Below are 24196 nucleotides of genomic sequence, written 5' to 3'. Positions count from 1 at the left end.
GCAGCAGTATCGAGAGGATCAATCAATGCTTGGCGCGCAGCTGTATGCGCCCTATCACTCTGGTATGAATGTATCTGTTTCTTCCGCGCCTGTAGGCGCGCCCGTTCACGACTGGACCCCGCCTCCCGCGCCTGATTGGGATGTCCTTGAGGGGCGATATGTGCGCTTGGAACGGTTGAATGCAGATGCGCATGCTGCGCTTTTGTACCGCGCTTATGTTGGTCACGATGGGGTCTGGGATTACATGCCCTATGGGCCGTTTTCTTCAGCCGCGCAGTATCATCGCTGGGTCCGTGATCATGCAGGGCTACATGATCCATGCTTCTATGCGATCAAGAATTTGCAGACCGGTCATTGGGAAGGTGTTGCCAGCTATCTGCGCATAAACCCCGAAGCGGGTTCTATTGAAGTCGGGCACATCTGCTATAGCCCTGCGTTGCAGCGCACTGTTGCGGCAACCGAAGCCATGTATCTAATGATGTCATGGGCATTCGACGCAGGCTACCGGCGCTATGAGTGGAAGTGTAACGCACTCAACCTCGCATCGCGCCGTGCAGCTGAACGACTTGGCCTGAGTTTCGAAGGCGTGTTCCGGCAAGCAATGGTGGTTAAGGGGCGTAATCGCGACACCGCTTGGTTCGCCGCGATCGATCCGGAGTGGCCTGCGCTCAAGGAAGCATATGCAGCCTGGCTGTCACCAGCGAACTTTGACAGCAACGGGCAGCAGCGTGAAAGCCTTGGTGATATGACCCGCCTTGTACGTGTCACCGATGACCCAGCGCTCAAGTCACGCTAGATCGCAATTTTCTGAGATAACCGCTGCTGGATTAGGCCTGCAATTTGGGCCGCTTCTGATGCGGTTCCTCTTCCTTCAGCGCGCTTTCCCTCCAATGCGATTGCTGCTTGCTCCATGCGACCATCCTCGACCGAGCGTGCAACCCCCTTTAGGAACTGCGCAATATAATCCAGCGCCTTATCATTGGGGAGGTTTTCCAGAAGTTCGGCCGCATAGTTTATATCATCATGATACGCGAGCTCGTCCGGCGATACCTGTTCATCCTCAATAAGGCGCAAGCCTGAAGGCTGGCGGTCTTGGGGTAGGGTGGCAAGGATCATCTGCTGGAAAACGGCTAGAGATGTGATCGGTTTGCTCAGGAAGCCCTGTGCACCTGCTGCCATCGCCTCCTGCTCCAGCCCGTCATCACCGGATGTGGCCAGCACCACACTTTTTTCCGCGTCTGCTTGTGCCAGTTCTGCAATCAGATCCGCACCGTTACCATCCGGCAGGCCCATGTCCACAACAACAACCGATGGCCGGTAGACCTGCAAATGGCGGCGTGCTGAGCGGATGCAGTCCGCCCGTCTGATGCGCGCGCCAGAGCGTAGGCACAACAGGCGCATCGCCTCACAGGCGTACCTGCTGTCTTCAACGACCAGAACGGTCAGACCCAGCAGCGGGCGTGCCGCAGTGGGCGTCGGGTAGTTGGCCGCGAACGGATCGTTGGTCTCCATGGTGCTCTCCGATTCCATTAAACTTGTCATCAGATTACGAACCCATACCTAAAAGAGAGTTAACGCGTCGCATTGCATGCCCCGCCTATGCATCGCATAAACGCGCCAGATTGATGCACTGAGGAGAAATTCATGATCGGACGCCTTAACCATGTAGCTATTGCCGTGCCGGATCTTGAGGCAGCGGCGGATCAATACCGCAACGCGCTGGGCGCGAATGTCGGCGCACCGCAGGATGAACCTGACCACGGTGTCACGGTTATCTTTATTGAGCTGCCAAATACCAAGATCGAACTACTCTACCCGCTGGGAGAGAACTCTCCGATCCAAGGGTTTCTGGACAAGAACCCTTCAGGCGGCATTCACCACATCTGTTACGAAGTCGATGATATCATCGCGGCGCGGGACCACCTGAAATCAACGGGTGCACGTGTGCTGGGCACTGGCGAACCAAAGATCGGTGCGCATGGCAAGCCTGTGATCTTCCTGCACCCCAAAGATTTCAATGGCGCGCTCGTCGAACTGGAGCAGGTTTAAGTCATGGGCCCGGTCTCAGCCATCGTTCTGTATGCAATTGTCTGGTTCATGCTGTTCCTGATCATTCTGCCCATCCGCGTTCAGACCCAAGGTGACCTGAAAGACATCGTGCCCGGCACACATGCAGGTGCGCCTGAACATCATCATTTGGGTAAAAAGGCGCTTTGGACCACAGGCATCGCTTTTGTGATTTGGGGCAGCTTTGTTGCGATTATTCTTTCAGGTGTGATCAGCGTGGATGATCTGGAAAACTGGGTGGGGCGGGGCGCCCCTGCGGCAACATCTGGAACAGGTGAGTAAACGTCGCGGCCCCTAGAATCGGAATGACGAGGTTCAGAAAAGGGATGGACAGCGGTATCGCCATCAGCGTTCCCGCTGCCCAGATTGTCACGAAATGCTTGCGTCGCAACTCTTTGGCCCGTTTGCGCCCGACACGGCGCATCGCCGCTAGGGTGTAATACTCTCGCCCCAGCAAGAAACCGTTTACGGCCCAGAAGATGAAAATCGCCACCGGGGCAAAGACGACATAAAGGATCAGGGCCAGCGCGTTGACAGCCACGATCACCCCGAGAAAATTCACTGTGTCTCGCAGACCATCCCAAAAGGGCGTGCGCGGCTGTTGCGGGATTTGCGGATAATGCACAGCTTCAACAGCATCGGCCACGTCGTCCAGAAACATCGACGTGATGGCAGAAGCCACAGGGATCATCAAAAACACCGACAGAAAAAGCAGCAGGAACACTGCGCCCCAGCTGAACAAATCGTCCAGCCACTGAACCTCTCCCAGTACGGGGAGCCAGACGCTGTCTCCTGCCACCCAATTGATCAACCAGACAAAGCCTGCCGATGCGCCGACCAGTAGCGCTATCGTCAGGCCTACGCCCATCAGCAAGACACGCTGAAAGCGCGGATCGCTCAATTGGCTGAGCGCCAGACTGAAGGCGGTGATAATCGTACTCAAAGCCATGTCGTGATCTTTTCCAGATCGGGGCGTGGACGGTCAGGGGGTGTGCTGGTCTCGGTGCCGATGTGGATGATGCCGGCAATCCGTTCATGCGCGGCAAGGCCAAAGCCTTGTTCCATAAAAGCGCGGTCATGGCTGGCCCAACCACTTAGCCAGTTGGCCCCCCATCCGGCTGCAAGCCCAGCGTTTACAAGTGCCAAACAGACAGCGCCTGCTGAATAAGTCTGCTCAAGTATCGGAATTTTAGGGGAGTCTTTTTGAACCTCGATCACCGCCACGGCCAGATTGCCCTGATCGAACTGCCCGCGACCTTTGACGATCTGTTCGGAATCCAAGCCCAACGCCTCGCCGCGCGCCTGTGCCAGTTCGGCCAGCGGCGCCATTGCGGCGCGGTCGATCACAATGAACCGCCATGGCTCAAGTTTGCCGTGGTCCGGCGTGCGCGCTGCGGCCTCAAGCAATGTCTGCAACGCTGCGCGATCAGGAACCGGCGTCGTCAGTGTCTTGGCAGGGCGGGATCGGCGCGTGAGCAAAAACTCCAACGCTTGCGGGTTCGGTACGGGCATAGTCTAAAGTCCTAATTCTTTTGCCATATCGTCTATCAGCTCTTTCTGGAACGCTGCAACGCGTGGATTTGGCTGTCGGCGGGTTAGCACATGATCCATGGGGTCGGCAGCATGGATATAGCTGCCTGACAGGGCCTCTATTACCGCATGTCCACAGAACGGCACGTATACCTCGGAATAGCCGCCCTCATGTACAACCACCAGCTTCCCGCCGCAAACCTCTTCGGCGGTTTGCTTGATGCGGGTAGTCATATCGCCAAACGTTCGCGCCATCGCCAGCATAGACCCAAGCGGGTCGGGTGCCGCGCAGTCATAGCCGCAGGCTACGATCATGATATCGGGCGCAAAGGCCTTGATCTGCGGGATTACAACAGTGTCGAGCGCGTGCAGATAGGCGTCATGTCCCGTACCGGGAGGCAGAGGCAGGTTCAGGTTAAATCCTGCACCATCTTCACAGCCTCGGTCATGCAACGCGCCTGTTTCAAGGGGGTAGTTGCCCTCTTGGTGCATTGAAATGGTGAGCACATCCGAGCGACCATAATACACCGCTTCGGTCCCGTTGCCGTGGTGAACATCCCAATCAAGGACAACTGCACGTGTGATACGTCTTTCAGCCAGTGCGGCCTCTAGCGCGATGGCGATATTGGCCATCAGGCAAAACCCCATCGGGCTTTCAGGTTCGCAATGATGACCGGGTGGACGGCTAAGCGAATATGCGTTGGTCAATTCACCGCTTGCTACGGCGCGTACCGCAGCCGTGGCCAGACCCGCAGATAGTGCCGCGATCTCATATCCGCCAGAGGCGAAAGGGGCGTGATGCCCGATCTCTCCGCCGCCAGCATCAGAGGTGGCCTTGAACGCATCAAGGTAAGAGGCGGGATGCACCCGCAGCAGGTCCTCGCGGGTGGCCTGAGAAGCGCTCCGCATATACAGATCGCGGGTGATGCCGGTGACATCCATCAGGTTTTTAAGGCGCCGCTTTGTCTCGGGGCTTTCGGGCAGACCTCCTGCGGCCAAGGGTTGTACCAACCCACCAACTGGCAGCGTGCCGGCATAGTTGCCGCCGGCATGCCAGAATGTGCGCTCGTCCCAGAAAAAACCTGTCGCCATGATCGCCTCCTAAGCCTAGATCAAGACAAGCAAAGCGGACGCGGATTGTCCACGGCTATCGGGCTTCGTCGATGATCGCCTGCACATCCAGTCGCGCATTGCCCATCTTCAGATTACCTTGTGCGTCATACTTCCAATCGTCGCGCGGGCGGTCGCGGTAAAGCTCTACGCCATTGCCGTCAGGATCGCTTAGATAGACGGCCTCACTCACACCATGATCGGCAGCCCCCTCAAGAGGGATGCCCGCAGCCAACACCCGTTTGATCACGCTGCCAAGTGCGGCGCGATCAGGATAAAGAAATGCGCTGTGATACAGGCCGGTATGGCCTGGTGGTGGCGGCGTCCCATCGCGGCTTTCCCAAGTGTTCAGGCCAATATGATGATGATACCCGCCCGCGCCCAAAAAGGCTGCCTGATCGCCCATACGTAGCGTCAGATCAAACCCCAATACATCGCGGTAGAAGGTAATCGCACGGTCAAGGTTTGCAACGCGCAGATGGATATGGCCGACTGTGGGATGGGACATGTCTGTTACTCCAGTTTACATGGAGCAACAGTTAAGCGCTTGCTTTTCGTAGTGCGAGGCTGAGGCACGCGCAGCACCTGTGCAAAGAAACACAGGCGCGACTGTTTGTTGAGTGGGCGCGGATCAGGCGCCCACCATTCCGACTATTTCATAGGTCTTTTTCAGAATCGGTGCGGTGATCTCTCGCGCTTGAAGTGCGCCTTTCGCAAGCAGCCGGTCAATCTCGGCAGGATCATTCATCAGCCGCGCCATTTCGGTTGAGATCGGGGCAAGTTTGGCCACAGCCAGATCCGCCAGCGCGGGTTTAAACGTACCGAACTGCTGTCCGCCAACATCTGCCAGAACCTGTTCGACCGTTTGCTCGTTCAGGGCGGCGTAAATGTTAACAAGGTTGCGCGCCTCGGGGCGATCTTTCAGGCCCTCGACCTCGGAAGGAAGGGCATCCGGGTCTGTTTTGGCCTTGCGAATTTTCTTGGCGATGGTGTCGGCATCGTCTGTCATGTTGATGCGGCTGGCATCTGATGCGTCAGACTTGGACATCTTCTTGGAGCCGTCGCGCAGGGACATCACACGGGTGGCAGCACCCTCAATCACCGGCTCGGTCAGCGGGAAGAAATCAACACCGTAGTCATGGTTGAACTTGGCCGCGATATCGCGCGTCAGTTCAAGGTGCTGCTTCTGGTCTTCGCCCACAGGCACGTGGGTGGCGTGGTAGATCAGGATATCAGCAGCCATAAGCGCAGGGTAGGCGAACAGCCCTAATGATGCGGCTTCGGCGTTCTTGCCGGCTTTGTCTTTCCACTGTGTCATGCGGCCCATCCACCCCATGCGGGCGACGCAGTTGAAAATCCATGCCAGCTGCGCGTGCTCTGGCACTTGGCTCTGGTTGATGAGGATGGACTTGTCAGGGTCAACGCCGCTTGCGATAAAACCGGCGCAAAGCTCGCGGGTGCTCCGCTTGAGATCTGCGGGGTTCTGCGGAACGGTGATCGCATGCAGATCCACCATGCAATAAATCGACTGCACACCTTTGCTCTGGGCGTCGGCAAATCTCTTGAGAGCGCCCAGATAGTTTCCCAGATGCAGATCGCCAGACGGCTGGATGCCGGAGAAAACGCGGGGGGTGAAGGTGGTCTCGGTCATGGGATGCTCCGATGGGGCTGGATATGCTGTCGCTGAGGGCTTACCCATGGCACAGGTTCCCGTCAACCAGAGCTGAAAGCAGTACATATGTCAGACCCCCACGACCCCGAGTTCGAACCGCCTTTTAACAAGCTACCAGCCGTGGTGGTTATCCTGTTTCTCATCATGGCCGGAATCGAAGCCATTCTGACCTTGGGCGAAGCTGGGCTGGTCGGTGGCCCGCAGGCGATTGGCTGGCGTTTGGCACTGGTGCGTGACTGGGGTTTCTCTGGCGATATCTTTGATGCCATGCTCGCACAGGGATATTGGTCATGGGATAATTTAGCGCGCTTTTTGACGTACCCTTTCATCCACCTCAGCTTTACCCATGCGTTGATCGCTGTGGTGCTGATGCTGGCGCTGGGCAAAATGGCCGCCGAAGTGATGGGCCAGCTTGCGATGCTGGCGCTGTTTGTGGTGTCGGGCATTGGCGGTGCGCTGACCTATGCATTGGTGCTGGATGATCCTGTATGGCTGATCGGTGCGTATCCTTCGGTCTATGGATTGATTGGTGGCTACAGCTTCTTGCTATGGCGCAAGCTGGCCGCAAGCGGCGGCCAGCAGCTTCAGGCCTTTACGCTGATCGCGATGTTGATGGGCCTGCAGTTGGTCTGGAGCCTGTTTGCCACGGTGGGCAATGGCTGGGTGGCCGAACTGGCAGGATTTATCTGCGGCTTCGCCCTTAGTTTTCTTTGTGCACCCGGAGAGTGGGCGCGCATTCTGGACCGGCTGCGTCAGCGGTAGGCCTAGCGGCCTCGCCGCATGGCAGCTTTGAATTCGGACAGTTTGAACGCGCCCATCATCTGGCCGGAACCAAAGTAGGCGATGGCACCCAGCACCAGCAGGATAAACAGGCCAAGACCGCGCCACCATGGCAGCGCAAGCAGCGCGCTCAGTTGCAGGTTAAAGAACCACAGGGCTGCGCCCATTACCAGTGATGCTGCGATGATGCGCCAGATGCGGGTACGGAAACGCGCATCAACCCGTGCCGTTTTGCCAAAGCCCCGCGCGCCAATAGCCAAAAGTGCGTACATAATCCAGCCTGCTGCGGTTGCGGCAATGGCAGGTGCAAGCCAACCGACCCACGGCGCAAGCCCAAAGGCCAGTCCGCCGTTGACCACCATGGCAACCAACGCAAAATAAAATGGTCGCTGCGTGTCGCCGCGCGCGAAGTAAAGTGGTTGTACGATCTTCTGCAGCACGAATGCGGGCAGGCCCAAGCCATAGATCATCACAGCCGTTGCAATCGCCGCCGTGTCATCGGTGCCTGAGGCTCCGCGTTCGAACAGCACAGAGACAAGCGTTAACGGGATCACCATCAACGCCACAGCCGACGGAATGGTCAGCGCAAGCGAGATTTCTGCGGCGCGGCTCAGAGCAGACTTTGCACCAGCGTCATCACCGGCTTGCAGGCGGCGTGAAAGCTCGGGCAGCAGCACAACACCCACAGCGATGCCCACAACGCCAAGCGGCAGTTGGTACAGCCGATCGGCGGCAAAAAGCCAGCTTACCGCATTTTCATATTGTGAGGCCACAAGTTGCCCCACGACCAGATTGACCTGCATAACACCGGAGGCAAGTGCCGCAGGCAGTGCGATAACGACCAGATCGCGCATGTTCTTGTTCCAGCGCGGAAGCGCCGGGCGCAGCGAAAAACCGGCGTTTGCCGCAGCGCGCCATGTCAACGTCAGCTGTGCAATACCCGCCAGCGGAACCGCCCAGACCAACCAGTTGATTGCTTCGGCTCCGGTAAGTGTTGCAATTGTCAGGGCGGAAATCACAAAGATATTCAGCAGGACAGGCGCTGCTGCAGCAGCCGCAAAACGCCCTGTGGCATTCAGGATGCCTGAAAAGAGCGCAGACAGTGACATGAACAGAATATAGGGAAATACGATCCGTCCATACCCGACCGTCAGGTCAAACCGGCCGTCGTCCGTGAATCCTTCGGCCGTCAGCCAGACAAGCGCAGGCATAAAGATCATCCCGAGCGCGGTCAGGAACGTCACGATAAAAAAGAGCCCCGAGAATGCGTTTTGCGCAAAGGTGTCGGCGTCGGCGCCAGCCTCCAGTCGTTTGGAGAACATCGGCACAAAGGCCGCATTGAACGCGCCTTCGGCAAAGAAGCGGCGGAACATGTTGGGCAAGCGGAAGGCGGCTACGAAAGCATCCATCAACGGCCCGGGCCCGATCAGTGAAAGGATCATTACCTCGCGCACGAACCCCAACACCCGGCTAAGCAGGGTCCAGACACCTACGGTGAAAAAACCGGACATCAGGCGGATGGGTTTCATGGAGCGGAGCCTTTGTTGCTGGTCTCTCTTGCCCTAGCGATTGACAGGCAGCGTTGCAAATGGCTTTTTCCCGAGGGCACGCGGGAGGCGGTTTTAGGACGGCGCGGAAGTTTGCAATTACGATCGGGTGGCTTGCTGCGGCGCGATCTGAACCCATCGTGCTGTAATTGCCAGACCCGTAAGCGCAAGCAGCCCCCCAACAGTATACCACCCCAAAATCCGTTGGAGATCATCCGCCGGCAGCAACCCTGCTTCTTGCGCGCTGGTCGCCGCAAGCAACAGTGTCGAGGCAAAGAAGATCTTACCCCCAAGACTTTTGAGTGAAAGATACGTGGCCCGCGTCTGGCTTTCCAAAAGCGGTTGAATGCGGGCGATAATGAAGGGATAGGCCAGCGAATCCGGAACGATCCGCAAAAGCAGCACACCGATCACCACCACTGACGTGCTGGTTGCCAAGGCACCCACCAGCGCAATTTGAAGACCAAACGCGCAGATAAGAAGCAAAGGCAAACCAAGAGCGCGCCGCAATCGCAGGGCAATAAGGGAGGCAAGCACCGAGACAAGCATCATCGCGCTGGTCACGGCCCCGCTCACCAGCGGCGCTTCGGCGGCAAGGTCCAACTCATCCAGAGCCGTCAAGATAAAAGGCTGGCCAAAAACAAAGGGCAAATGGCTGAAACCGTACATCAAGACAGTCAGCACAAAAAGCCATGCCAGAACAGGATGCAGCATGGCTGCTTTAAGCTGGCTGATCTGGGTGCCAAGGTCGGGTGTACTGTCGGAAGAACGCGGTGGTTCAGACATATAGGCGACCAATGCGGCGGCCACTGCGAAGGCAATCGCGGTTGCGTAGAATGGCGCGACAGGTGACCAAAAGCTCAGTGCGCCGCCGATCAGGGCAGACAGGGCAAACCCTGCAAGGCTGAAACGCCATGCACGCACTTCTTGCGCTTCAACCTCATCGGCTCGGCCTGTTGCTTCCAATGCCTCATAAAGCAGGGACGTATCTGTGCCGGATTTGAACGCTGCTCCTGCGCCGATAAGGCTTTGCCCCAATGCGAAAATGGCAAAGCTGCCGCCTGCAGCCAATGCCAGACATCCAAGCAGGCTGCACAGCGTCGACAAAGCAAGCGTCACCCGCCGCCCAAGCCTGTCCGAAAAGTAGCCAGAGGGCACCTCAAGGAGCGTGGTCGAGATGTCGTAGACGGAATAAAGAATGATCGCTTCGGCGCCGGACAGGTTGGCCTGAAAGTACAAGAACCACACCGCCTGCCAAAAAAGCAGGGCGTTAAAGAACTGAAACCAAGGCATTAACGTGACTGTACGGTGCAGGGTCAAATAAAGGGGCCTTTGTACACGCATGGCGAGGCAAATCAGCCACATTATTCAGGCTCAGCTGTCTGCCCGCGCCACACCTTCTAATATTGCTTCGCGCAAACGCTTCTCCAGCGTGCGCTGTTTGGCTTCGGAATAATACTTCAGCCCGAACATATCTTTCACGTAGAAGGTATCAACAACCTGTTCGCCGTAGGTCGCGATTACCGCGTTGGCAATATACACGTTCGCGCCCGCTAAGGCACGGGCCAGATCATAAAGCAGCCCTGGTCGATCACGGGTATCCACTTCGATGATAGTGTAGATTTCCGAGCCGTCGTTGTCGAAAGTGATATGCGTCGGCACGCGAAATGCTTTTTCGCGCTTCTTGACCTTGTCACGGGATTTAAGCGCATCGCGTGCAATCACCTCGCCGCGCAGCGTCTTTTCAATCATCTGGCGGAGGCGGGGCAGCTTGGACGCCTCATAGGCGTTGCCTTCGCTATCCTGTATCCAGAAGGCATCGGTGATGTAGCCATCTTTGGTCGTATAGCTGCGGGCGTCCACCACATTGGCGCCGACCAGCGCCAAAGCACCAGCCAGTCGCGAGAAAATTCCGTGGTGGTCCGGCATCACAAAGCACGCGCGCGTGGCGTCGCGGTCTTCATCAGGATGCAAATCAATCAGAACCGAGTCGGGTTCGATATCGCGCAAGAGGTTGGCAAAGGCGACATGGGCGGTGACGTGCAGTCCTTGCCAATAGGGATCATAATGCCGTGCAGTTTCCGCCTTGAGCGCTTTTTTGGGCCAGTCGGGCAGCGCAGCACGCAGGGCCTTCTTGGCCTCTGCGCCGCGATTCTTGCGGTTAAGGTCTTCAAGGCCGGTTTCAAGCGCGCGCTCGGTCTGGCGGTAGAGCGCGCGGATAAGCACGGCCTTCCAGTTGTTCCAGGTATCTGGGCCAACGCCGCGAATGTCACAAACCGTCAGTACGCAAAGCAAATCCAAACGTTTGACGGTCTGCACAGCTTTGGCAAAGTCACGCACCGTGCGTGGATCAGCAATGTCGCGCTTTTGCGCCATGTCAGACATCAGAAGGTGATACCGCACCAGCCATTCGACAGTATCGACTTCGTCTTGTTTAAGCCCGAGACGAGGGGCCACTTTGCGTGCGATCTGAGCGCCGAGGATCGAGTGATCTTCGGATCGACCCTTGCCAATGTCATGCAGCAGTAGGGCAACATAAAGAATTTTGCGGTTCACGCCGCGCTTGAGGATCGAGGACGCAACAGGAAGTTCTTCTTCCAGTTCGTTCTTTTCGATCATGGCAAGGTGGGCGATGGTCTGGATGGTATGCTCGTCCACGGTGTAGCTGTGATACATGTTGAATTGCATCATTGCTACGATGGGTTCGAATTCTGGGATGAAAGCGGCAAGGACGCCGAGTTCGTTCATCCGCCGCAAGGCGCGTTCCGGATTGCCATGCTTGAGCAGCAAATCCAGAAAGATGCGCTGGGCCTCAGGATCGTTGCGTAGAGTGTCGTTGATAAGATGCAGGTTTGCCTTCACGGTCCGCATCGCGTCGGGGTGGATCAGCATGCCCGTCCGTAAAGCTTCTTCGAATACGCGTAGCAGATTGAGCGGGTCGCTCAGAAAGGCCTCACTATCCTTTAGGGCGATACGGTTGTGCACGATGACATAGCCGTCTTTGATCCGCGGCCTGCGCCGAAAAATCCGCTCTAGCAGCGGTTCTGATTTGACGTGCATATCTTCCAGCTTTGTCAGGAAGATGCGGGTCAGATCACCAACAGCCGTGGCGTGGCGAAAATAGGCTTGCATGAAGACTTCGACCGCGCGGCGGCCTGCGCTATCCTCAAAACGCATGGCTTCAGCCACGCTTACTTGCATGTCAAAGGTCAGCTGTTCGGTGGCGCGGTTGGTCAACAGATGCAAATGCCCACGCACGGCCCACAGAAAGTTTTCGGCGGCTTTGAATGTTTCGTATTCGTCTTCGCGAAAGACGCCCTCGGCGACCAGATCAGCAGAATGTTCGACGCCGTGAATGAATTTGGCGATCCAGAACAGCGATTGAAGATCACGAAGGCCGCCTTTGCCTTCTTTCACATTTGGCTCAACAACATAGCGTTGGCCCTGCTTTATATGGCGACTGTCGCGTTCGGCCAGTTTGGCCTCAATAAATTCGCGCCCTGATCCCGAAAACAGATCCCGTTTAAGCGTGACATCCAGTTTCTGCGCAAGGTCAGTGTCGCCGCAGATATAGCGATGCTCCAACAGGGCGGTCTGAATGGTGAAATCTTCTGTGGCGAGCTGTACGCAATCGCGAATGGTACGGCTGGAATGACCAACCTTTAGCTTCAGGTCCCAGAGCAGGTACAGCATCGCTTCGATCACATTGCTTGCCCACGGGCTGATTTTTCCTGGTAGCAGAAATAAGAGGTCTACATCTGAAAACGGTGCCATCTCGCCGCGGCCATAGCCGCCGACGCCAATCACGCTGAGGGCGGGCGCGGTTGCAGGTGCAGGGTGAAGGAATTGCGTTGCCACCTTGAGAACCGACTTTACCATCCCGTCCGTCAGGTAGGTGTAAGAAACGGTCATCGCGGCCGCATCGAAAGGATTGGCGGCAAATGCCTCTGCGATTTTGGCGCGCCCTTTGGTCTGGGCGGTGCGCAAAATCTTTACGGTCTCTGCACGCAGTGCTGTTTCGTCAGAAATGCGCGCCGCAGCAGCTGCAATTTCTGCATCAACTTCGTCTTGGTCAAAAATCTCACAGGGTAGGGCGCTCAGGCGCGGCTGTAATTCCGCGCCCGAATCCGATGTCATTTGGTCTGTCACCGGCGCGCTCAGAAGCCCGCGCCGCCGAAGGCCTGTGGTGCAGCTTCCAGCAATACAACCTGATTGTTGCGCACTGCTGCCACGGCAAGCCCACGCTCGTTTGTTCCATCAGCGCGCAAACGGAAGATGCCGTTTGCCCCTTTGAAACCGGCGCCTTGCGTCAAGGCTGAGGTGGACAAAGCGTTTTTCTTACCACTTTTCACGAGTGATCCGATGGCTGCAATGCCGTCAAAGGCAAGTCCGGCAATATCCAGAGGCCGCTCGCCATAGGCTGCGTTATAGCGGGATGCAAATGCCGCGCTTGCACCTGGGTCAGGCAGTGCAAACCAGCCCCCCTGAATGCCAGGCAAAGCAAGTGTCTGCGCTGGAATGTCCCAACGTGTCAGGCCTATGTACTGGCTATTCTGGTTGCTGACGCCTGCGCTGGGCAGCATTTCTGCCAACAACGGCAATGCAGTTGACGAGTTCGCCGTCAGGAACAGCGCGTTCGCTCCTGTGCTTTGCATCGCGGATTTCACCTGCGGAACCGCAGCCCGTACGCCTTCCTGACTTAGCGGATATTCAACGGTGCCAGCCAATGTCGCGCCATTCGCGGCAATCGCTTGTTGAATGGCATTGCGTCCCAGTTGGCCGCCGATGTCATTGGCGTGCAGAACGACGATCTTGTCTTTGCCAGCGCGTTTTGCGTAGTTCACCAATCGGTTGGCAGTATTATCAAATGTGGGCCCAAGGACGAATACGTTGCCGCCCGCGATGGTTGTGTTGTTCGAGAATGACAAAACGGTCACGCCGGATTCCGCAACAGCCACACCTGCTGCATTTGCGGCCTCGCCATAGACAGGTCCGATGATGATTTTGGCGCCATCGTTCACCGCTTGCGCGGCGGCTGTGGCTGCTGGTCCGGCTTTACCGGCCGTGCCATAGACCCGTAGATCAATTTGAACACCGCCAAGGTCGCGGATCGCCAGACGCGCTGCATTCTCAAGGTTCTTCGCCAGAAGATTATCGGCGGCGGAACCTCCCCGCGGAACAAGAAGCGCCACAGGCACCGGCGCGTTAGGGTCAATCTTGGGGCCGCCTGCACCGCTCAAACCGCCAAGCGCAGCCGGATCACAGGCCGACAGCATCATCGCAAAAATCGGCAGCATTAATAGCCGGATCGGCTTTCGGATGGTGCGTAGGATGGCAAACATGGTAACAGTACTCCCCAGTCAATGGCGCAGGAACCCACCCGCGCTGTAATTTGCGCAATCATATCGTGTCACAGGGGCGGGTCCAGCGTTGAATATCCATAAGCAGAAGTTAGCGCCAGGAATTACCTTTGTCGGCGTGCCGATAGGGACTGCCCGCGACATCACATTGCGGGCGCTAGATGTCTTGGCCAGCGCGGATATGTTGGCCGCAGAGGACACGCGCAGCTTGCTTAAGCTCATGGATATTCACGGTATTCCGCTGGAGGGGCGTAAGATTACAGCCTTGCATGACCATTCCGGTGAAGGGGCTGTCACGCGCCTTATCAATGCAGTGAAGGATGGTAAATCAGTGGCTTATGCCTCCGAGGCAGGAATGCCACTGATCGCTGATCCGGGGTTCGAGCTGTCGCGCGCAGCAGCGCAGGCCGGTGTTCCGGTCACTTGCGCGCCTGGGCCCTCGGCAGTGCTGACAGCGCTTGCGTTGGCTGGATTGCCAACGGATTCTTTCCATTTTGCCGGTTTTCTTCCAAATGCCAAAGCGGCGCGGATAAGCGCGCTCGAAGGTCTGCGCGATGTTCGCGCAACGCTTGTCTTTTACGAATCACCTAAACGTCTGGGCGCGATGTTGCGTGATGCAAATACGGCGCTGGGCGGCGCGCGCGCAGCCGCTGTGTGCCGTGAGTTGACAAAGAAGTTCGAGGAAGTCCGCCGCGGGTCGATTGAAGAATTGGCGGATTTCTACAGTCAGGTCACACCCAAGGGCGAGATCGTCGTGCTGGTGGATCGCGGGGATTTAGAAACTGTTAACTCTGATGACTTAGAAACGTCGTTGAAGGCTGCTCTGGCAGAGCTGTCTATGCGCGATGCTGTGGATCTGGTTGCAAAGGCCCACGCTTTGCCGCGCCGACAGGTTTATCAGGCCGCTTTGGAGCTGAGTACGCAAAAAGGTTAAAGTGAATGGCACACCCGCAGAAAAATATTCATCGCGGGAGCATGTCATTTCACGCGGGTCTTGCCGCTGAAACCATCATTGCATCGGATTACGAACGGCGCGGTTTCACGATTGCGCACCAGCGCTGGCGTGGAAAAAGCGGCGAGATCGACCTGATCGTTCAGGACGGCGAAGGATTGATATTCATCGAAGTAAAGCAAAGCCGTAGCTTTGATCGTGCCGCACTGCGTCTAAGTCCTGCGCAGATCGGCCGTATCTACAACTGTGCAGCAGAGTATTTGGGCACGCAACCGCGCGGAAACCTGACAGAAGTCCGCTTTGACGTGGCGCTGGTGAATGGTCACGGAGAGACACAAATCATTGAAAACGCCTTCGGTCACGGCTGAGGGCATTGCGCCGGACGCCCTGCTTTGTCATCAAAGAGACAACAGCAAGGATACGCACATGAAAATCGCCTTTCAAATGGACCCGATCGGGGACGTTAATATCGACGCAGACAGCAGCTTTCGCATCGCCGAAGAGGCGCAAGCGCGCGGTCACTCATTGTTTTTCTATACGCCTGATCATCTGGCCTATCAGGAAGGCCGCATAACGGCACGTGGTCATGACATGACCGTGCAGCGCGTCGCAGGTGAGCCTGCCATTCTGGGCGAGATGCGCGAAGTCGACCTTTCCGATTTTGACGTGGTTTGGCTGCGGCAGGACCCGCCCTTTGACATGCACTACATCACGTCAACGCATCTGCTGGACCGGATTGCAGAGACAACATTGGTCGTGAATGACCCGTTTTGGGTACGCAATTATCCGGAAAAACTTCTGGTGCTAAATTTCCCTGATCTCACACCGCCGACGACAATCGCCCGCGATCTGTCAACGATCAAGGCCTTCAAGGAAAAGCACGGCGATGTCATTCTCAAGCCGCTTTACGGCAACGGCGGCGCGGGGGTCTTTAAGCTGACCCATGATGACCGCAACCTCAGTTCGTTGCACGAATTGTTCACTGGCTTTTCGCGGGAACCATTGATCGTCCAGAAATTCCTGCCGGATGTGTCCAAGGGGGACAAACGGGTGATCTTGATCGACGGTGAGGCTGTTGGGGCCATCAACCGTGTGCCTGCGGAGGGTGAAACGCGTTCTAACATGCATGTCGGCGGTCGCCCTGAAAAAGTGGGCCTGACCGACCGTGACCTTGAGATTTGCCAGCGCATCGGTGGTTTGTTGAAAGAAAAAGGGCAGGTGTTTGTCGGGATCGACGTGATCGGTGACTACCTGACGGAGATCAACGTAACCTCGCCCACCGGCATTCAGGAGCTTGAGCGTTTCGACGGCGTAAACATCGCTGCGAAAATCTGGGAGGTAATCGAGGCCAAGCGCGCATGAGCTTTGCGCTAGGTCTGCTTAATCCCTGGTTACGGGCTGTCGAAAAGCGGCGCATGCGCAACGGCTCTGTTCAGGTCTTGCGCAGGGCGTTTGAGGTTCAGGCCCGTGTATTGTTTCGCGCACCGCGTGGCGTACAGCGTCGCTGGACAGAATACGGTGGGGTCCCCTGCCTGGAGATGACTCCGCGGACCTGCATCGAGGGGCGGTATTTGTTGTATCTGCATGGGGGCGGGTTTGTTTTTGGCAGCCCGAACACCCATGCCGCTATGGTTGCGCAGTTGGCCTCGCGCGTTGGCGCACGCGCCGTTCTTCCGCGCTATCGCCTTGCGCCAGAAGCACCATTTCCTGCCGCGCCGCATGATGTGCGGGCCGCTTGGGATGGATTGATTGCGTCTGGTATTGCTCCCGAAGACATCGTGCTTGGCGGTGATAGCGCAGGCGGGGCGTTGGCCTTTGGCCTTATCGCTAGCCTATGCGCTGACGGGGCCGCTGTTCCGGCCGCCGCTTTCGGGTTCTCGCCTCTGACTGATCTGACCTACAGCGGTGAAAGTTTCGGACAAAACGCGCAGTGTGATGTTCTGCTTCCGGCAGAGCGTGCTACGGCGATGGCCGAAATGTTTCTGCAAGGCCATAGCGGGGATGATCCTTGCGTCAGTCCAATGTTTGCGGACTTTAACGGCGCGCCGCCAGCGTGGATCACTGTCGGCGATACAGAAATACTGCTGGACGATGCGCGCAGGCTTGCTGCGCGGATACGTGAAGGCGGTGTCCCCGCAGAGTTGGTCGAGCAGCACGATTTACCGCATGTATGGCCTTTGTTTCACACCTTATTGCCCGAGGCGCGGCGGACACTGGATGCGCTGGCGCTTTGGATTAAGCATCAACAAGGCTGGGCAGTCTAAAGCTCACCGCTTCAGCGATATGCGGCTTTCGCACATCAGTGGAGCCATCAAGATCGGCAATGGTGCGTGCAACCCGCAAGACGCGGTGATAGCCGCGCGCGGACAAGCCAAACCGCTCAGCCGCTCGAACAAGAAGCGTGCGCCCTTCGGCATCGGGGGATGCCATTTGTTCCAGCATTGCGCCTTCTGCATCGGCGTTGCACAGAATAGTGGGTGAAGCCGCAAAGCGTGCTGTCTGTCGCTGCCGGGCCTGTGCCACCCGCGCCGCAATCTCGGCTGAACTTTCACCAGAGGCAGGCAGGTCAAGATCTGAATAGCTTACCGGTGGGACATCAATGCGCAGGTCGAACCGGTCCATTAATGGACCAGAAATACGGCCCATATAATCCTCTCCGCATTGCGGGACGCGAGCGCAGGCGCGGGCAGGATCGGTCAGATAGCCGCATTTGCAGGGGTTTGCGGCAGCAACCAACATAAACCTGCAAGGGTATTTGACGTGGGCATTGGCGCGACTGATCATCACCTCGGAAGTCTCGATCGGTTGGCGGAGGGTTTCCAGAACATTGCGCGGAAATTCGGGGAACTCGTCCATGAACAGGACGCCGTTGTGGGCAAGGCTGACCTCCCCCGGTTTTGCGTTGCGCCCACCGCCAATAATGGCGGCCATAGATGCGGTGTGATGCGGTTCTCTAAAGGGTCGCGCACGGCTGATGCCGCCTTCGTCCAGCAATCCGGCAAGCGAGTGGATCATAGAGGTTTCCAAAGCTTCAGCAGCCGAAAGTGGAGGCAGTATTCCAGGCAGGCGGGCCGCGAGCATGGACTTCCCCGACCCCGGTGTGCCGATCATGATTAGATGATGGCGTCCAGCGGCAGAAATTTCTAACGCGCGCTTGGCGCGTTCCTGTCCTTTGACCTCCTGTAAATCCCGACTGTGATCAACTGGCGCTACTTCTCCGGGTTCTGCCGGAGACAGCGGGACCTGACCGGTGTAGTGGCGCACAACATCGCCTAAACTGCGCGCTGCAATCACCTGACAGGCGTTGACCCATGCCGCCTCTGCCCCTGATCCTTCGGGGCACAGCAGGCTGCGTTCTTCTTGTGCAGCGGCCATGGCGGCAGGCAAAGCGCCGACCACCGGTACCAATGAGCCATCCAGCGAAAGCTCTCCTAACGCGACCACCGTTTCCACCACATCTTTGGGCAGGATGTCCAATGCAGCCAACAGTGCCATCGCAATCGGCAAATCAAAGTGGCTCCCCTCCTTCGGGAGGTTTGCCGGGCTGAGGTTGATTGTGATGCGCTTGGAGGGCAGCGCAATCGCCATAGAGGTTAGCGCCGTGCGCACGCGATCGCGGGCTTCGGACACCGCCTTATCGGGTAAGCCCACGATGGAGAATGCGGGCAATCCTGGTGTCACGGCACATTGCACCTCGACGATGCGCGCCTCAACCCCTTGAAAAGCCACGCTATAGGCGCGTGCCACCATTTGTTCGCTCCATCCCTACCATTTGGTTAACGGTACAGCTGGAAGTCTTTAAGAATGGTTAATGCTTTAGGCTGGCCAAGGGGCAGTCTGGCCGACAGGCGGGTAGGGAAAAGGATCGTAAGTGGTTTTCAGTCCTTCGGCGCGCCATTCGCGGAAAGCAGGGTCTTTAATTGTGTTCTCACAGTAGGTACGCGCAGCATCCGACACGGGTAGGTTATATCCCACGATCCGCGCACAAACGGGCGCATAAAATGCATCCGCCAGCGAGTATTCTCCAAACAACCAAGGTCCATCCACGGCTTTTTCGCGGGCGAAATCCCACAGCGTCTCAACCCGCGCCAGATCGGATTTTACGGCATCGGATGGCGCAAACTCCGCATCCACATGGATCAATTGCATCGGGCAGCTTCCCCTCAGGGCACCAAAGCCTGCTGCCATCTCGGCGCAAAGCCAGCGTGCGCGGCTGCGGGCGGCAGGGTCGCTTGGCCAAAGCTTGGCTTGCGGGTGCCGCTCGGCAAGCGTTTCTGCCATGGCCATGCTTTCGCCGATCACTTCCCCCTCAGGTGTGCGCAGTGCCGGAACAAGCCGTGCAGGCGCAAGAGGGGCCATATCCTGCGCCATCGTGCCACCGTAAAGGCCGACCAAATGCGCGCGGTAAGGCAGGTTGAATTTATGCAGCATCAGCCAGCCGCGCAAAGACCAGCTCGAAAAACTGCGATCACCAATATAAAGTTCATATGTCATAAACTGCACGCTAGTCGGCTTATCCTCGCTCCGCAAATTCAATTGCGTGGGCACTGGCATCAAGGAAGATGATTGATCCGTGCTACGTCCCAGCGTTCATTTCCCAAATGCTGCAATGTGGTGACAGAAATGTTGTCGATCTTGTGCGACATTGCCTCATAGGCAGAGACGTGGAGCGCGCGTTGGACTTGCGTCAGGATCACTCCGAAATGTGCCACGGCTATGATGTCGCCTTGGGGATGGGCCGCATTCAGGCGATCTACCACGGCGCTCACCCGCGCCATTGTCTGGTTCCAGCTTTCGCCTTCCGGCGCGCGGATATCACCGGGTTTTTCCCAAAATGTGCGGCTCAGCTCAGGATCGCGGGCGGCCACGGCGTCAAAATGCATCCCGTCCCAAACGCCAAAGTCGATTTCTCGTAGGTCTGGTTCATGGGGCAGGCGTGTATGGTGCGGCGCGCTTAGCGCGTCGGCAGTGGCAACAGACCTGATCAGGTCAGATGAAACAACCACGGCATCCTCTGGCAGATGTGCACGCACGCGCCCAATCAGGGCGGTGTCGGACAGATCGGCAGGTACGTCGCGCCAACCGACAAAGCTTTTTTCGTGGGTCGGCCCGTGCCGCACCCAATGCCAAGTCGTCATGCAAGGGCCCCTTTAAGTATCTGCGGTATACCAGCTACGACCATGACGGCCAAATCTGCCTCACGCGCGAGAGCGATATTCAAGCGTCCCTGTGCCTCGCGGAACTGTCGGGCCAGTTTGTTATCAGGGACGATTCCGTGTCCCACTTCGTTTGAGACGATGACCCAAGGCGCAGGGCAGGCACGCAGCGCTTCCAGCAAATTTTCTGTCGCGACCGCAAGATCGGCTTCTATCATCATCTGGTTGCTTAGCCACATCGTGGCACAGTCGATCAAAACCGGTGTATCGGGCGCCAAAGCTGTCAGGGGACCGGCCAGTTCAAGCGGTTCTTCAACAGTCACCCACCGCGCGTCGCGCCGCGCTTTGTGCACGTCTACACGAAATCGTGTTTCATCATCTTCCGCGCGACCAGTGGCGAGGTATGTCACTGCTAAGTTTCTAGAAAGAATAAAGTTTTCGGCCCATTCCGATTTTCCAGAAGCCGCGCCGCCTAGAACGAATGTCCCTGTGGGCAACATTTTTTCCAACCTTTTTGTGAACCAATATCTCGCTTCATGCGTAATCCTATCAAAGCGTCACTTCAAGGTGACTACATGATCCAGGGAGATCAAACAGATGGCGACCGGAACTGCGCAGGACTTTTCACTCACTCGGACGGCGATGAAAGCAGAGCTTTTGGATGCCGAAACAGAGCTCAAACTTGCTTACGCTTGGCGCGACGAGCGTGACGAGGCATCGTTACATCGGCTGATCAACGCATACATGCGATTGGCCATTTCAATGGCATCAAAATTCAAACGCTACGGCGCGCCCATGAATGATCTCATTCAGGAGGCTGGTCTGGGTCTGATGAAGGCAGCAGACAAGTTCGACCCTGACCGCGGCGTGCGTTTTTCCACATACGCAGTATGGTGGATCAAGGCATCTATTCAGGATCACGTGATGCGCAACTGGTCGATGGTGCGTACCGGGTCCACTTCCTCGCAAAAATCCTTGTTCTTCAACATGCGTCGCGTTCAGGCGCGGCTAGAGCGTGAGGCCGCAAGTGCAGGTGAGACGCTGGACCGCCACCAGTTGCGGCAGATGATCTCTACCGAGATTGGCGTACCTTTGCATGACGTTGAAATGATGGAGGGCCGGCTGTCCGGCTCTGACTATTCGCTGAACGCCACCCAATCCGCCGAGGACGAAGGCCGTGAATGGATCGATGCTTTGGAAGACGACACCGCACAAGCAGCCGAGCGCGTTGAGGATAGCCACGACACAGCCCAATTGCGGGAATGGCTGGTTGCCGCGATGTCTGCGTTGAACGACCGCGAACAGTTTATTGTCCGTGAACGGAAACTGCGGGACGCGCCGCGCACTTTAGAAAGTCTTGGTCAGGAACTTAGCCTGAGTAAAGAGCGGGTGCGGCAGCTAGAAGCAGCAGCTTTCCAGAAGATGCGCAAGTCTCTTGAATTGCAGTCGCAGGAAGTGCACCATTTCCTTACATGAACATGATGTTACCATCTTTGCGAAATTTAAGCGTGGCCTTTGCGGTCGCGCTTTTTTCGTGTGGTGCAGCGGCCGAGATTCCCCAGACTGCACGGAATGCTCATGTGGTGGTGTTGGGCGAACAGCATGACAACCCTGCGCATCACCAGCGACAGGCAGAGTGGACCGAAGCCATCGCGCCAAAGGCACTGGTTTTTGAAATGCTGACCCCGGACCAAGCTGCCAACGCAAATTTCGCTTGGGTGGATCAAGTGGAACTAGACGCAGCAATCAACTGGTCACAGAACGGCTGGCCATCATTTGATATGTATTTCCCCATTTTCAAAGCGGCACAGGGCGCGATCATTTATGGCGCACTTGTGACGCGCGAAGAGCTACGTGCACAGCTTGAAAAACCGGTCTCGGAGCATCCGCTGTCAGCCACTTTCGGATTGGATCGGCTGGCCGATCCAGAAGAGCAATCCGCGCGCGAAGTACTACAAGCGAACGCACATTGCGGTGCCCTGCCGGAAGAGATGCTGCCAGTGATGGTGGATGCCCAGCGTTTGCGCGATGCGGCGTTGGCTGACGCCACTTTGCGCGCAGTGCAGGCCACTGGAGGACCGGTTGTGGTCATTACAGGCAATGGTCATGCGCGTAGCGATTGGGGAATGCCTGCACTGCTGGCTTATGCCGCGCCCGAGGTGCGGGTGTTTTCGGTGGCGCAGGGAGAAGATAGCGCAGAGGTTGATGGCGCCTTCGATCTGACACTGGACGCACCCTCACCGGATCGTCCCGATCCCTGTGAAGCATTCAAATAATAGGTTTGGCCATAGGGTCTGGTGCTGTGTGGACCTGCCGCTTATGTTGCGTGTGAATTAGCCACTTGAGGGGCGCATCATGCTTGCAGGCAAACACATTCTACTCATCATCGGCGGCGGAATCGCTGCGTTCAAGTCGCTTGATCTGATCCGCCGACTGCGCGAACGGGGTGCAGTTGTGACACCAGTCCTTACCCGCGCAGGTGAGGAATTTGTGACGCCGTTGTCTGTTTCTGCCTTGGCTGGTAATAAGGTTTTTCGCGATTTATTCGATCTGGGTGATGAGGCCGAAATGGGCCATATCCAGCTCAGCCGCGTTGCCGATCTGGTGGTGGTCGCACCGGCGACTGCTGATCTGATGGCGAAAATGGCAGGCGGGTTGGCCAATGATCTGGCATCGACCCTACTATTGGCCACAGACACGCCCGTTATGATTGTTCCGGCGATGAATGTGCGCATGTGGGAACACTCTGCAACCCAGCGGAACCTTGCGACCCTGCGGGCAGATGGCATTGCGGTCGTCGGACCCAACTCGGGGGATATGGCCTGTGGTGAATTCGGCCCGGGCCGCATGTCTGAGCCGTTGGAGATTGTGGCCGCTGTTGAAGCCGCGTTGTCAGACGGTCCGCTCAAGGGGCGGCGGGTGTTGGTCACGTCCGGTCCTACGCACGAACCAATTGATCCTGTCCGCTACATCGCGAACCGCTCCTCCGGCGCGCAGGGGACTGCACTGGCACGCGCACTCGCGCAGCTTGGCGCGCATGTGGTCTTTGTGACCGGACCTGCCGATGTGCCACCACCGGACGGGGTCGAGGTGATCGCGGTTCAGACCGCCCAGCAGATGAAGGACGCGGTCGAGGGGGCATTGCCAGTCGACGCTGCTGTCTTCGCGGCTGCAGTGGCTGATTGGCGGGTTAGCACGGCTTCTGATCGCAAGCTGAAGAAATCCAAAGATGGCTTGCCCGTGCTGGAGTTCGCCGAAAATCCCGACATCCTGCGCGGCGTTAGCCAGATGAAAAAAGGGCGTCCGCCTTTGGTCGTTGGCTTTGCGGCCGAGACCCACGACGTGATCGAGAACGCAACGGCGAAGCGCCTGCGCAAGGGCTGTGACTGGATCGTGGCCAATGATGTCTCTCCCGCTACAGGCATCATGGGGGGCAGTGAAAACGCTGTGACGCTGATCAGCGATGACGGGGCAGAGGAATGGCCCCGCATGGGCAAGGATGCCGTGGCGCAAAAGCTGGCAGCGCGCATCGCCGCCGCGATCTCGGGATGAGCAGTGTCGACGTCCGCATGACGTGGGAGGTCGACGCGGATCAAACGCTGGGCCTGCCGCAGTATGAAACCCTTGGCGCGGCGGGTGCTGATTTACGGGCAAACCTGCCCGATAAACGCGCTGTCACGCTAGAGGTTGGCGCGCGTGCACTGATCCCCACAGGTCTGCGCCTAGCTATTCCCGACGGGTTCGAGGTGCAGATCCGTCCCCGTTCCGGCCTTGCACTGAAGCACGGGATCACGTTGCCCAACAGCCCCGGCACGATTGATGCAGATTATCGCGGACCATTGGGCGTGATTGTAATGAACGCGGGCGATGCCGCATTTACGGTAGAGCATGGCATGCGGATCGCTCAAATGGTGGTCGCGCCGGTTGTGCAGGCTAGGTTTCAACTGGTTGAAAAGCTAGAAACCACTGCGCGTGGCGTAGGCGGTTTCGGCTCTACCGGAACGGAGTAATCGGGTGCTGGT

26 protein-coding genes are annotated in these 24196 nt (G+C 57.4%); 12 read left to right on the top strand and 14 right to left on the bottom strand.

Annotated features, from left to right (window positions below; translation table 11 throughout):
* Positions 1–64 precede the first annotated feature (64 nt).
* Positions 65–796, top strand: a complete 732-nt coding sequence (locus K3757_RS16315; protein WP_260001303.1) for a GNAT family N-acetyltransferase — start codon at positions 65–67, stop codon at positions 794–796.
* On the opposite strand, the gene K3757_RS16310 is transcribed toward K3757_RS16315, so the two are convergent.
* Positions 793–1512, bottom strand: a complete 720-nt coding sequence (locus tag K3757_RS16310) for a response regulator (RefSeq protein ID WP_260001302.1) — start codon at positions 1510–1512, stop codon at positions 793–795. The two genes, K3757_RS16315 and K3757_RS16310, sit on opposite strands and share 4 nt — an antisense overlap.
* Before the next feature lie 132 nt (positions 1513–1644).
* Between K3757_RS16310 and mce the strand changes: the two genes are divergently transcribed.
* Together mce and K3757_RS16300 are read left to right on the top strand one after the other, a co-directional pair.
* Complete coding sequence (mce, locus tag K3757_RS16305) at positions 1645–2049, top strand: methylmalonyl-CoA epimerase (protein ID WP_025050021.1); 405 nt, start codon at positions 1645–1647, stop codon at positions 2047–2049.
* Positions 2050–2052: 3 nt separating this feature from the next.
* On the top strand, positions 2053–2349 hold the full coding sequence (locus tag K3757_RS16300; RefSeq protein ID WP_259997090.1) for a DUF1467 family protein: 297 nt from the start codon (positions 2053–2055) through the stop codon (positions 2347–2349).
* Here K3757_RS16300 and K3757_RS16295 read toward each other — a convergent pair.
* The 5 genes from K3757_RS16295 to trpS form a co-directional block, all read right to left on the bottom strand.
* Positions 2279–3016 (bottom strand): EI24 domain-containing protein, encoded by a 738-nt coding sequence (locus K3757_RS16295; RefSeq protein ID WP_259997088.1) that lies wholly within the window; start codon positions 3014–3016, stop codon positions 2279–2281. The two genes, K3757_RS16300 and K3757_RS16295, sit on opposite strands and share 71 nt — an antisense overlap.
* Complete coding sequence (locus K3757_RS16290; RefSeq protein WP_259997084.1) at positions 3007–3579, bottom strand: nitroreductase; 573 nt, start codon at positions 3577–3579, stop codon at positions 3007–3009. The genes K3757_RS16295 and K3757_RS16290 overlap by 10 nt, the downstream gene beginning before the upstream one ends.
* 3 nt (positions 3580–3582) lie before the next feature.
* Entirely contained in the window at positions 3583–4689 is a 1107-nt protein-coding gene (locus K3757_RS16285; protein WP_259997082.1) for a class II histone deacetylase, read from the bottom strand.
* A 55-nt stretch (positions 4690–4744) separates the two neighbouring features.
* Positions 4745–5215 (bottom strand): VOC family protein, encoded by a 471-nt coding sequence (locus K3757_RS16280; RefSeq protein ID WP_259997080.1) that lies wholly within the window; start codon positions 5213–5215, stop codon positions 4745–4747.
* Positions 5216–5338: 123 nt separating this feature from the next.
* On the bottom strand, positions 5339–6358 hold the full coding sequence (gene trpS, locus K3757_RS16275) for a tryptophan--tRNA ligase (protein ID WP_259997079.1): 1020 nt from the start codon (positions 6356–6358) through the stop codon (positions 5339–5341).
* Between the two features lie 87 nt (positions 6359–6445).
* On the opposite strand from trpS, the gene K3757_RS16270 reads away from it, so the two are divergent.
* Positions 6446–7141, top strand: a complete 696-nt coding sequence (locus K3757_RS16270) for a rhomboid family intramembrane serine protease (protein WP_259997076.1) — start codon at positions 6446–6448, stop codon at positions 7139–7141.
* A 2-nt stretch (positions 7142–7143) separates the two neighbouring features.
* Here the strand turns inward: K3757_RS16270 and murJ are convergent, their stop codons facing one another.
* The 4 genes from murJ to K3757_RS16250 all read right to left on the bottom strand — a co-directional run bounded on the left by murJ (position 7144) and on the right by K3757_RS16250 (position 14048).
* Entirely contained in the window at positions 7144–8688 is a 1545-nt protein-coding gene (gene murJ, locus K3757_RS16265; RefSeq protein ID WP_259997075.1) for a murein biosynthesis integral membrane protein MurJ, read from the bottom strand.
* 117 nt (positions 8689–8805) lie between these two features.
* On the bottom strand, positions 8806–10026 hold the full coding sequence (locus tag K3757_RS16260) for an MFS transporter (protein ID WP_259997074.1): 1221 nt from the start codon (positions 10024–10026) through the stop codon (positions 8806–8808).
* 54 nt (positions 10027–10080) lie between these two features.
* Complete coding sequence (locus K3757_RS16255; protein ID WP_259997073.1) at positions 10081–12843, bottom strand: [protein-PII] uridylyltransferase; 2763 nt, start codon at positions 12841–12843, stop codon at positions 10081–10083.
* Positions 12844–12863: 20 nt separating this feature from the next.
* A complete protein-coding gene (locus K3757_RS16250) occupies positions 12864–14048 on the bottom strand; it encodes a penicillin-binding protein activator (RefSeq protein ID WP_259997072.1) in 1185 nt (394 codons plus the stop codon).
* 88 nt (positions 14049–14136) lie between these two features.
* Between K3757_RS16250 and rsmI the strand changes: the two genes are divergently transcribed.
* Genes rsmI through K3757_RS16230 form a run of 4 tightly spaced genes read left to right on the top strand, consistent with a single transcriptional unit; the run spans position 14137 to position 17282 of the window.
* Entirely contained in the window at positions 14137–15000 is an 864-nt protein-coding gene (gene rsmI, locus K3757_RS16245) for a 16S rRNA (cytidine(1402)-2'-O)-methyltransferase (RefSeq protein ID WP_259997069.1), read from the top strand.
* A gap of 41 nt (positions 15001–15041) precedes the next feature.
* On the top strand, positions 15042–15386 hold the full coding sequence (locus tag K3757_RS16240) for a YraN family protein (protein ID WP_311201745.1): 345 nt from the start codon (positions 15042–15044) through the stop codon (positions 15384–15386).
* Positions 15387–15444: 58 nt separating this feature from the next.
* Complete coding sequence (gene gshB, locus K3757_RS16235; protein ID WP_259997065.1) at positions 15445–16380, top strand: glutathione synthase; 936 nt, start codon at positions 15445–15447, stop codon at positions 16378–16380.
* The gene (locus tag K3757_RS16230; protein WP_259997063.1) at positions 16377–17282 is read left to right on the top strand and encodes an alpha/beta hydrolase; all 906 of its coding nucleotides are present in this window, start codon (positions 16377–16379) and stop codon (positions 17280–17282) included. The genes gshB and K3757_RS16230 overlap by 4 nt, the downstream gene beginning before the upstream one ends.
* On the opposite strand, the gene K3757_RS16225 is transcribed toward K3757_RS16230, so the two are convergent.
* The 4 genes from K3757_RS16225 to cobU all read right to left on the bottom strand — a co-directional run bounded on the left by K3757_RS16225 (position 17254) and on the right by cobU (position 20674).
* Positions 17254–18768, bottom strand: a complete 1515-nt coding sequence (locus tag K3757_RS16225) for a YifB family Mg chelatase-like AAA ATPase (RefSeq protein ID WP_259997061.1) — start codon at positions 18766–18768, stop codon at positions 17254–17256. The genes K3757_RS16230 and K3757_RS16225 overlap by 29 nt on opposite strands.
* 66 nt (positions 18769–18834) lie before the next feature.
* Positions 18835–19512 (bottom strand): glutathione S-transferase, encoded by a 678-nt coding sequence (locus tag K3757_RS16220; protein WP_259997052.1) that lies wholly within the window; start codon positions 19510–19512, stop codon positions 18835–18837.
* A 59-nt stretch (positions 19513–19571) separates the two neighbouring features.
* Positions 19572–20156: a histidine phosphatase family protein gene (locus tag K3757_RS16215; RefSeq protein ID WP_259997051.1), complete on the bottom strand. Its 585-nt coding sequence runs from the start codon at positions 20154–20156 to the stop codon at positions 19572–19574.
* Positions 20153–20674, bottom strand: coding sequence for a bifunctional adenosylcobinamide kinase/adenosylcobinamide-phosphate guanylyltransferase (gene cobU / locus K3757_RS16210; RefSeq protein ID WP_259997050.1), 522 nt, complete (start codon positions 20672–20674; stop codon positions 20153–20155). Before cobU ends, K3757_RS16215 begins: the two co-directional genes overlap by 4 nt.
* A 97-nt stretch (positions 20675–20771) precedes the next feature.
* Here cobU and K3757_RS16205 point away from each other — a divergent pair, with 97 nt between their 5' ends.
* From K3757_RS16205 to dut, 4 genes are all read left to right on the top strand, one after another.
* Positions 20772–21650, top strand: coding sequence for an RNA polymerase factor sigma-32 (locus K3757_RS16205; RefSeq protein WP_259997049.1), 879 nt, complete (start codon positions 20772–20774; stop codon positions 21648–21650).
* Positions 21651–21682: 32 nt separating this feature from the next.
* On the top strand, positions 21683–22450 hold the full coding sequence (locus K3757_RS16200) for a ChaN family lipoprotein (RefSeq protein ID WP_259997048.1): 768 nt from the start codon (positions 21683–21685) through the stop codon (positions 22448–22450).
* A gap of 79 nt (positions 22451–22529) precedes the next feature.
* Positions 22530–23726: a bifunctional phosphopantothenoylcysteine decarboxylase/phosphopantothenate--cysteine ligase CoaBC gene (gene coaBC, locus K3757_RS16195; protein WP_259997047.1), complete on the top strand. Its 1197-nt coding sequence runs from the start codon at positions 22530–22532 to the stop codon at positions 23724–23726.
* Complete coding sequence (gene dut, locus K3757_RS16190; protein WP_259997046.1) at positions 23723–24184, top strand: dUTP diphosphatase; 462 nt, start codon at positions 23723–23725, stop codon at positions 24182–24184. The genes coaBC and dut overlap by 4 nt, the downstream gene beginning before the upstream one ends.
* Positions 24185–24196 lie beyond the last annotated feature (12 nt).

The sequence above is a fragment of the Sulfitobacter sp. S223 genome (assembly GCF_025143825.1).
Lineage (GTDB): Bacteria > Pseudomonadota > Alphaproteobacteria > Rhodobacterales > Rhodobacteraceae > Sulfitobacter.
The sequence above is the reverse complement of the archived record's forward strand: the minus strand, read 5'-3'. Positions and strand labels throughout refer to the sequence as shown.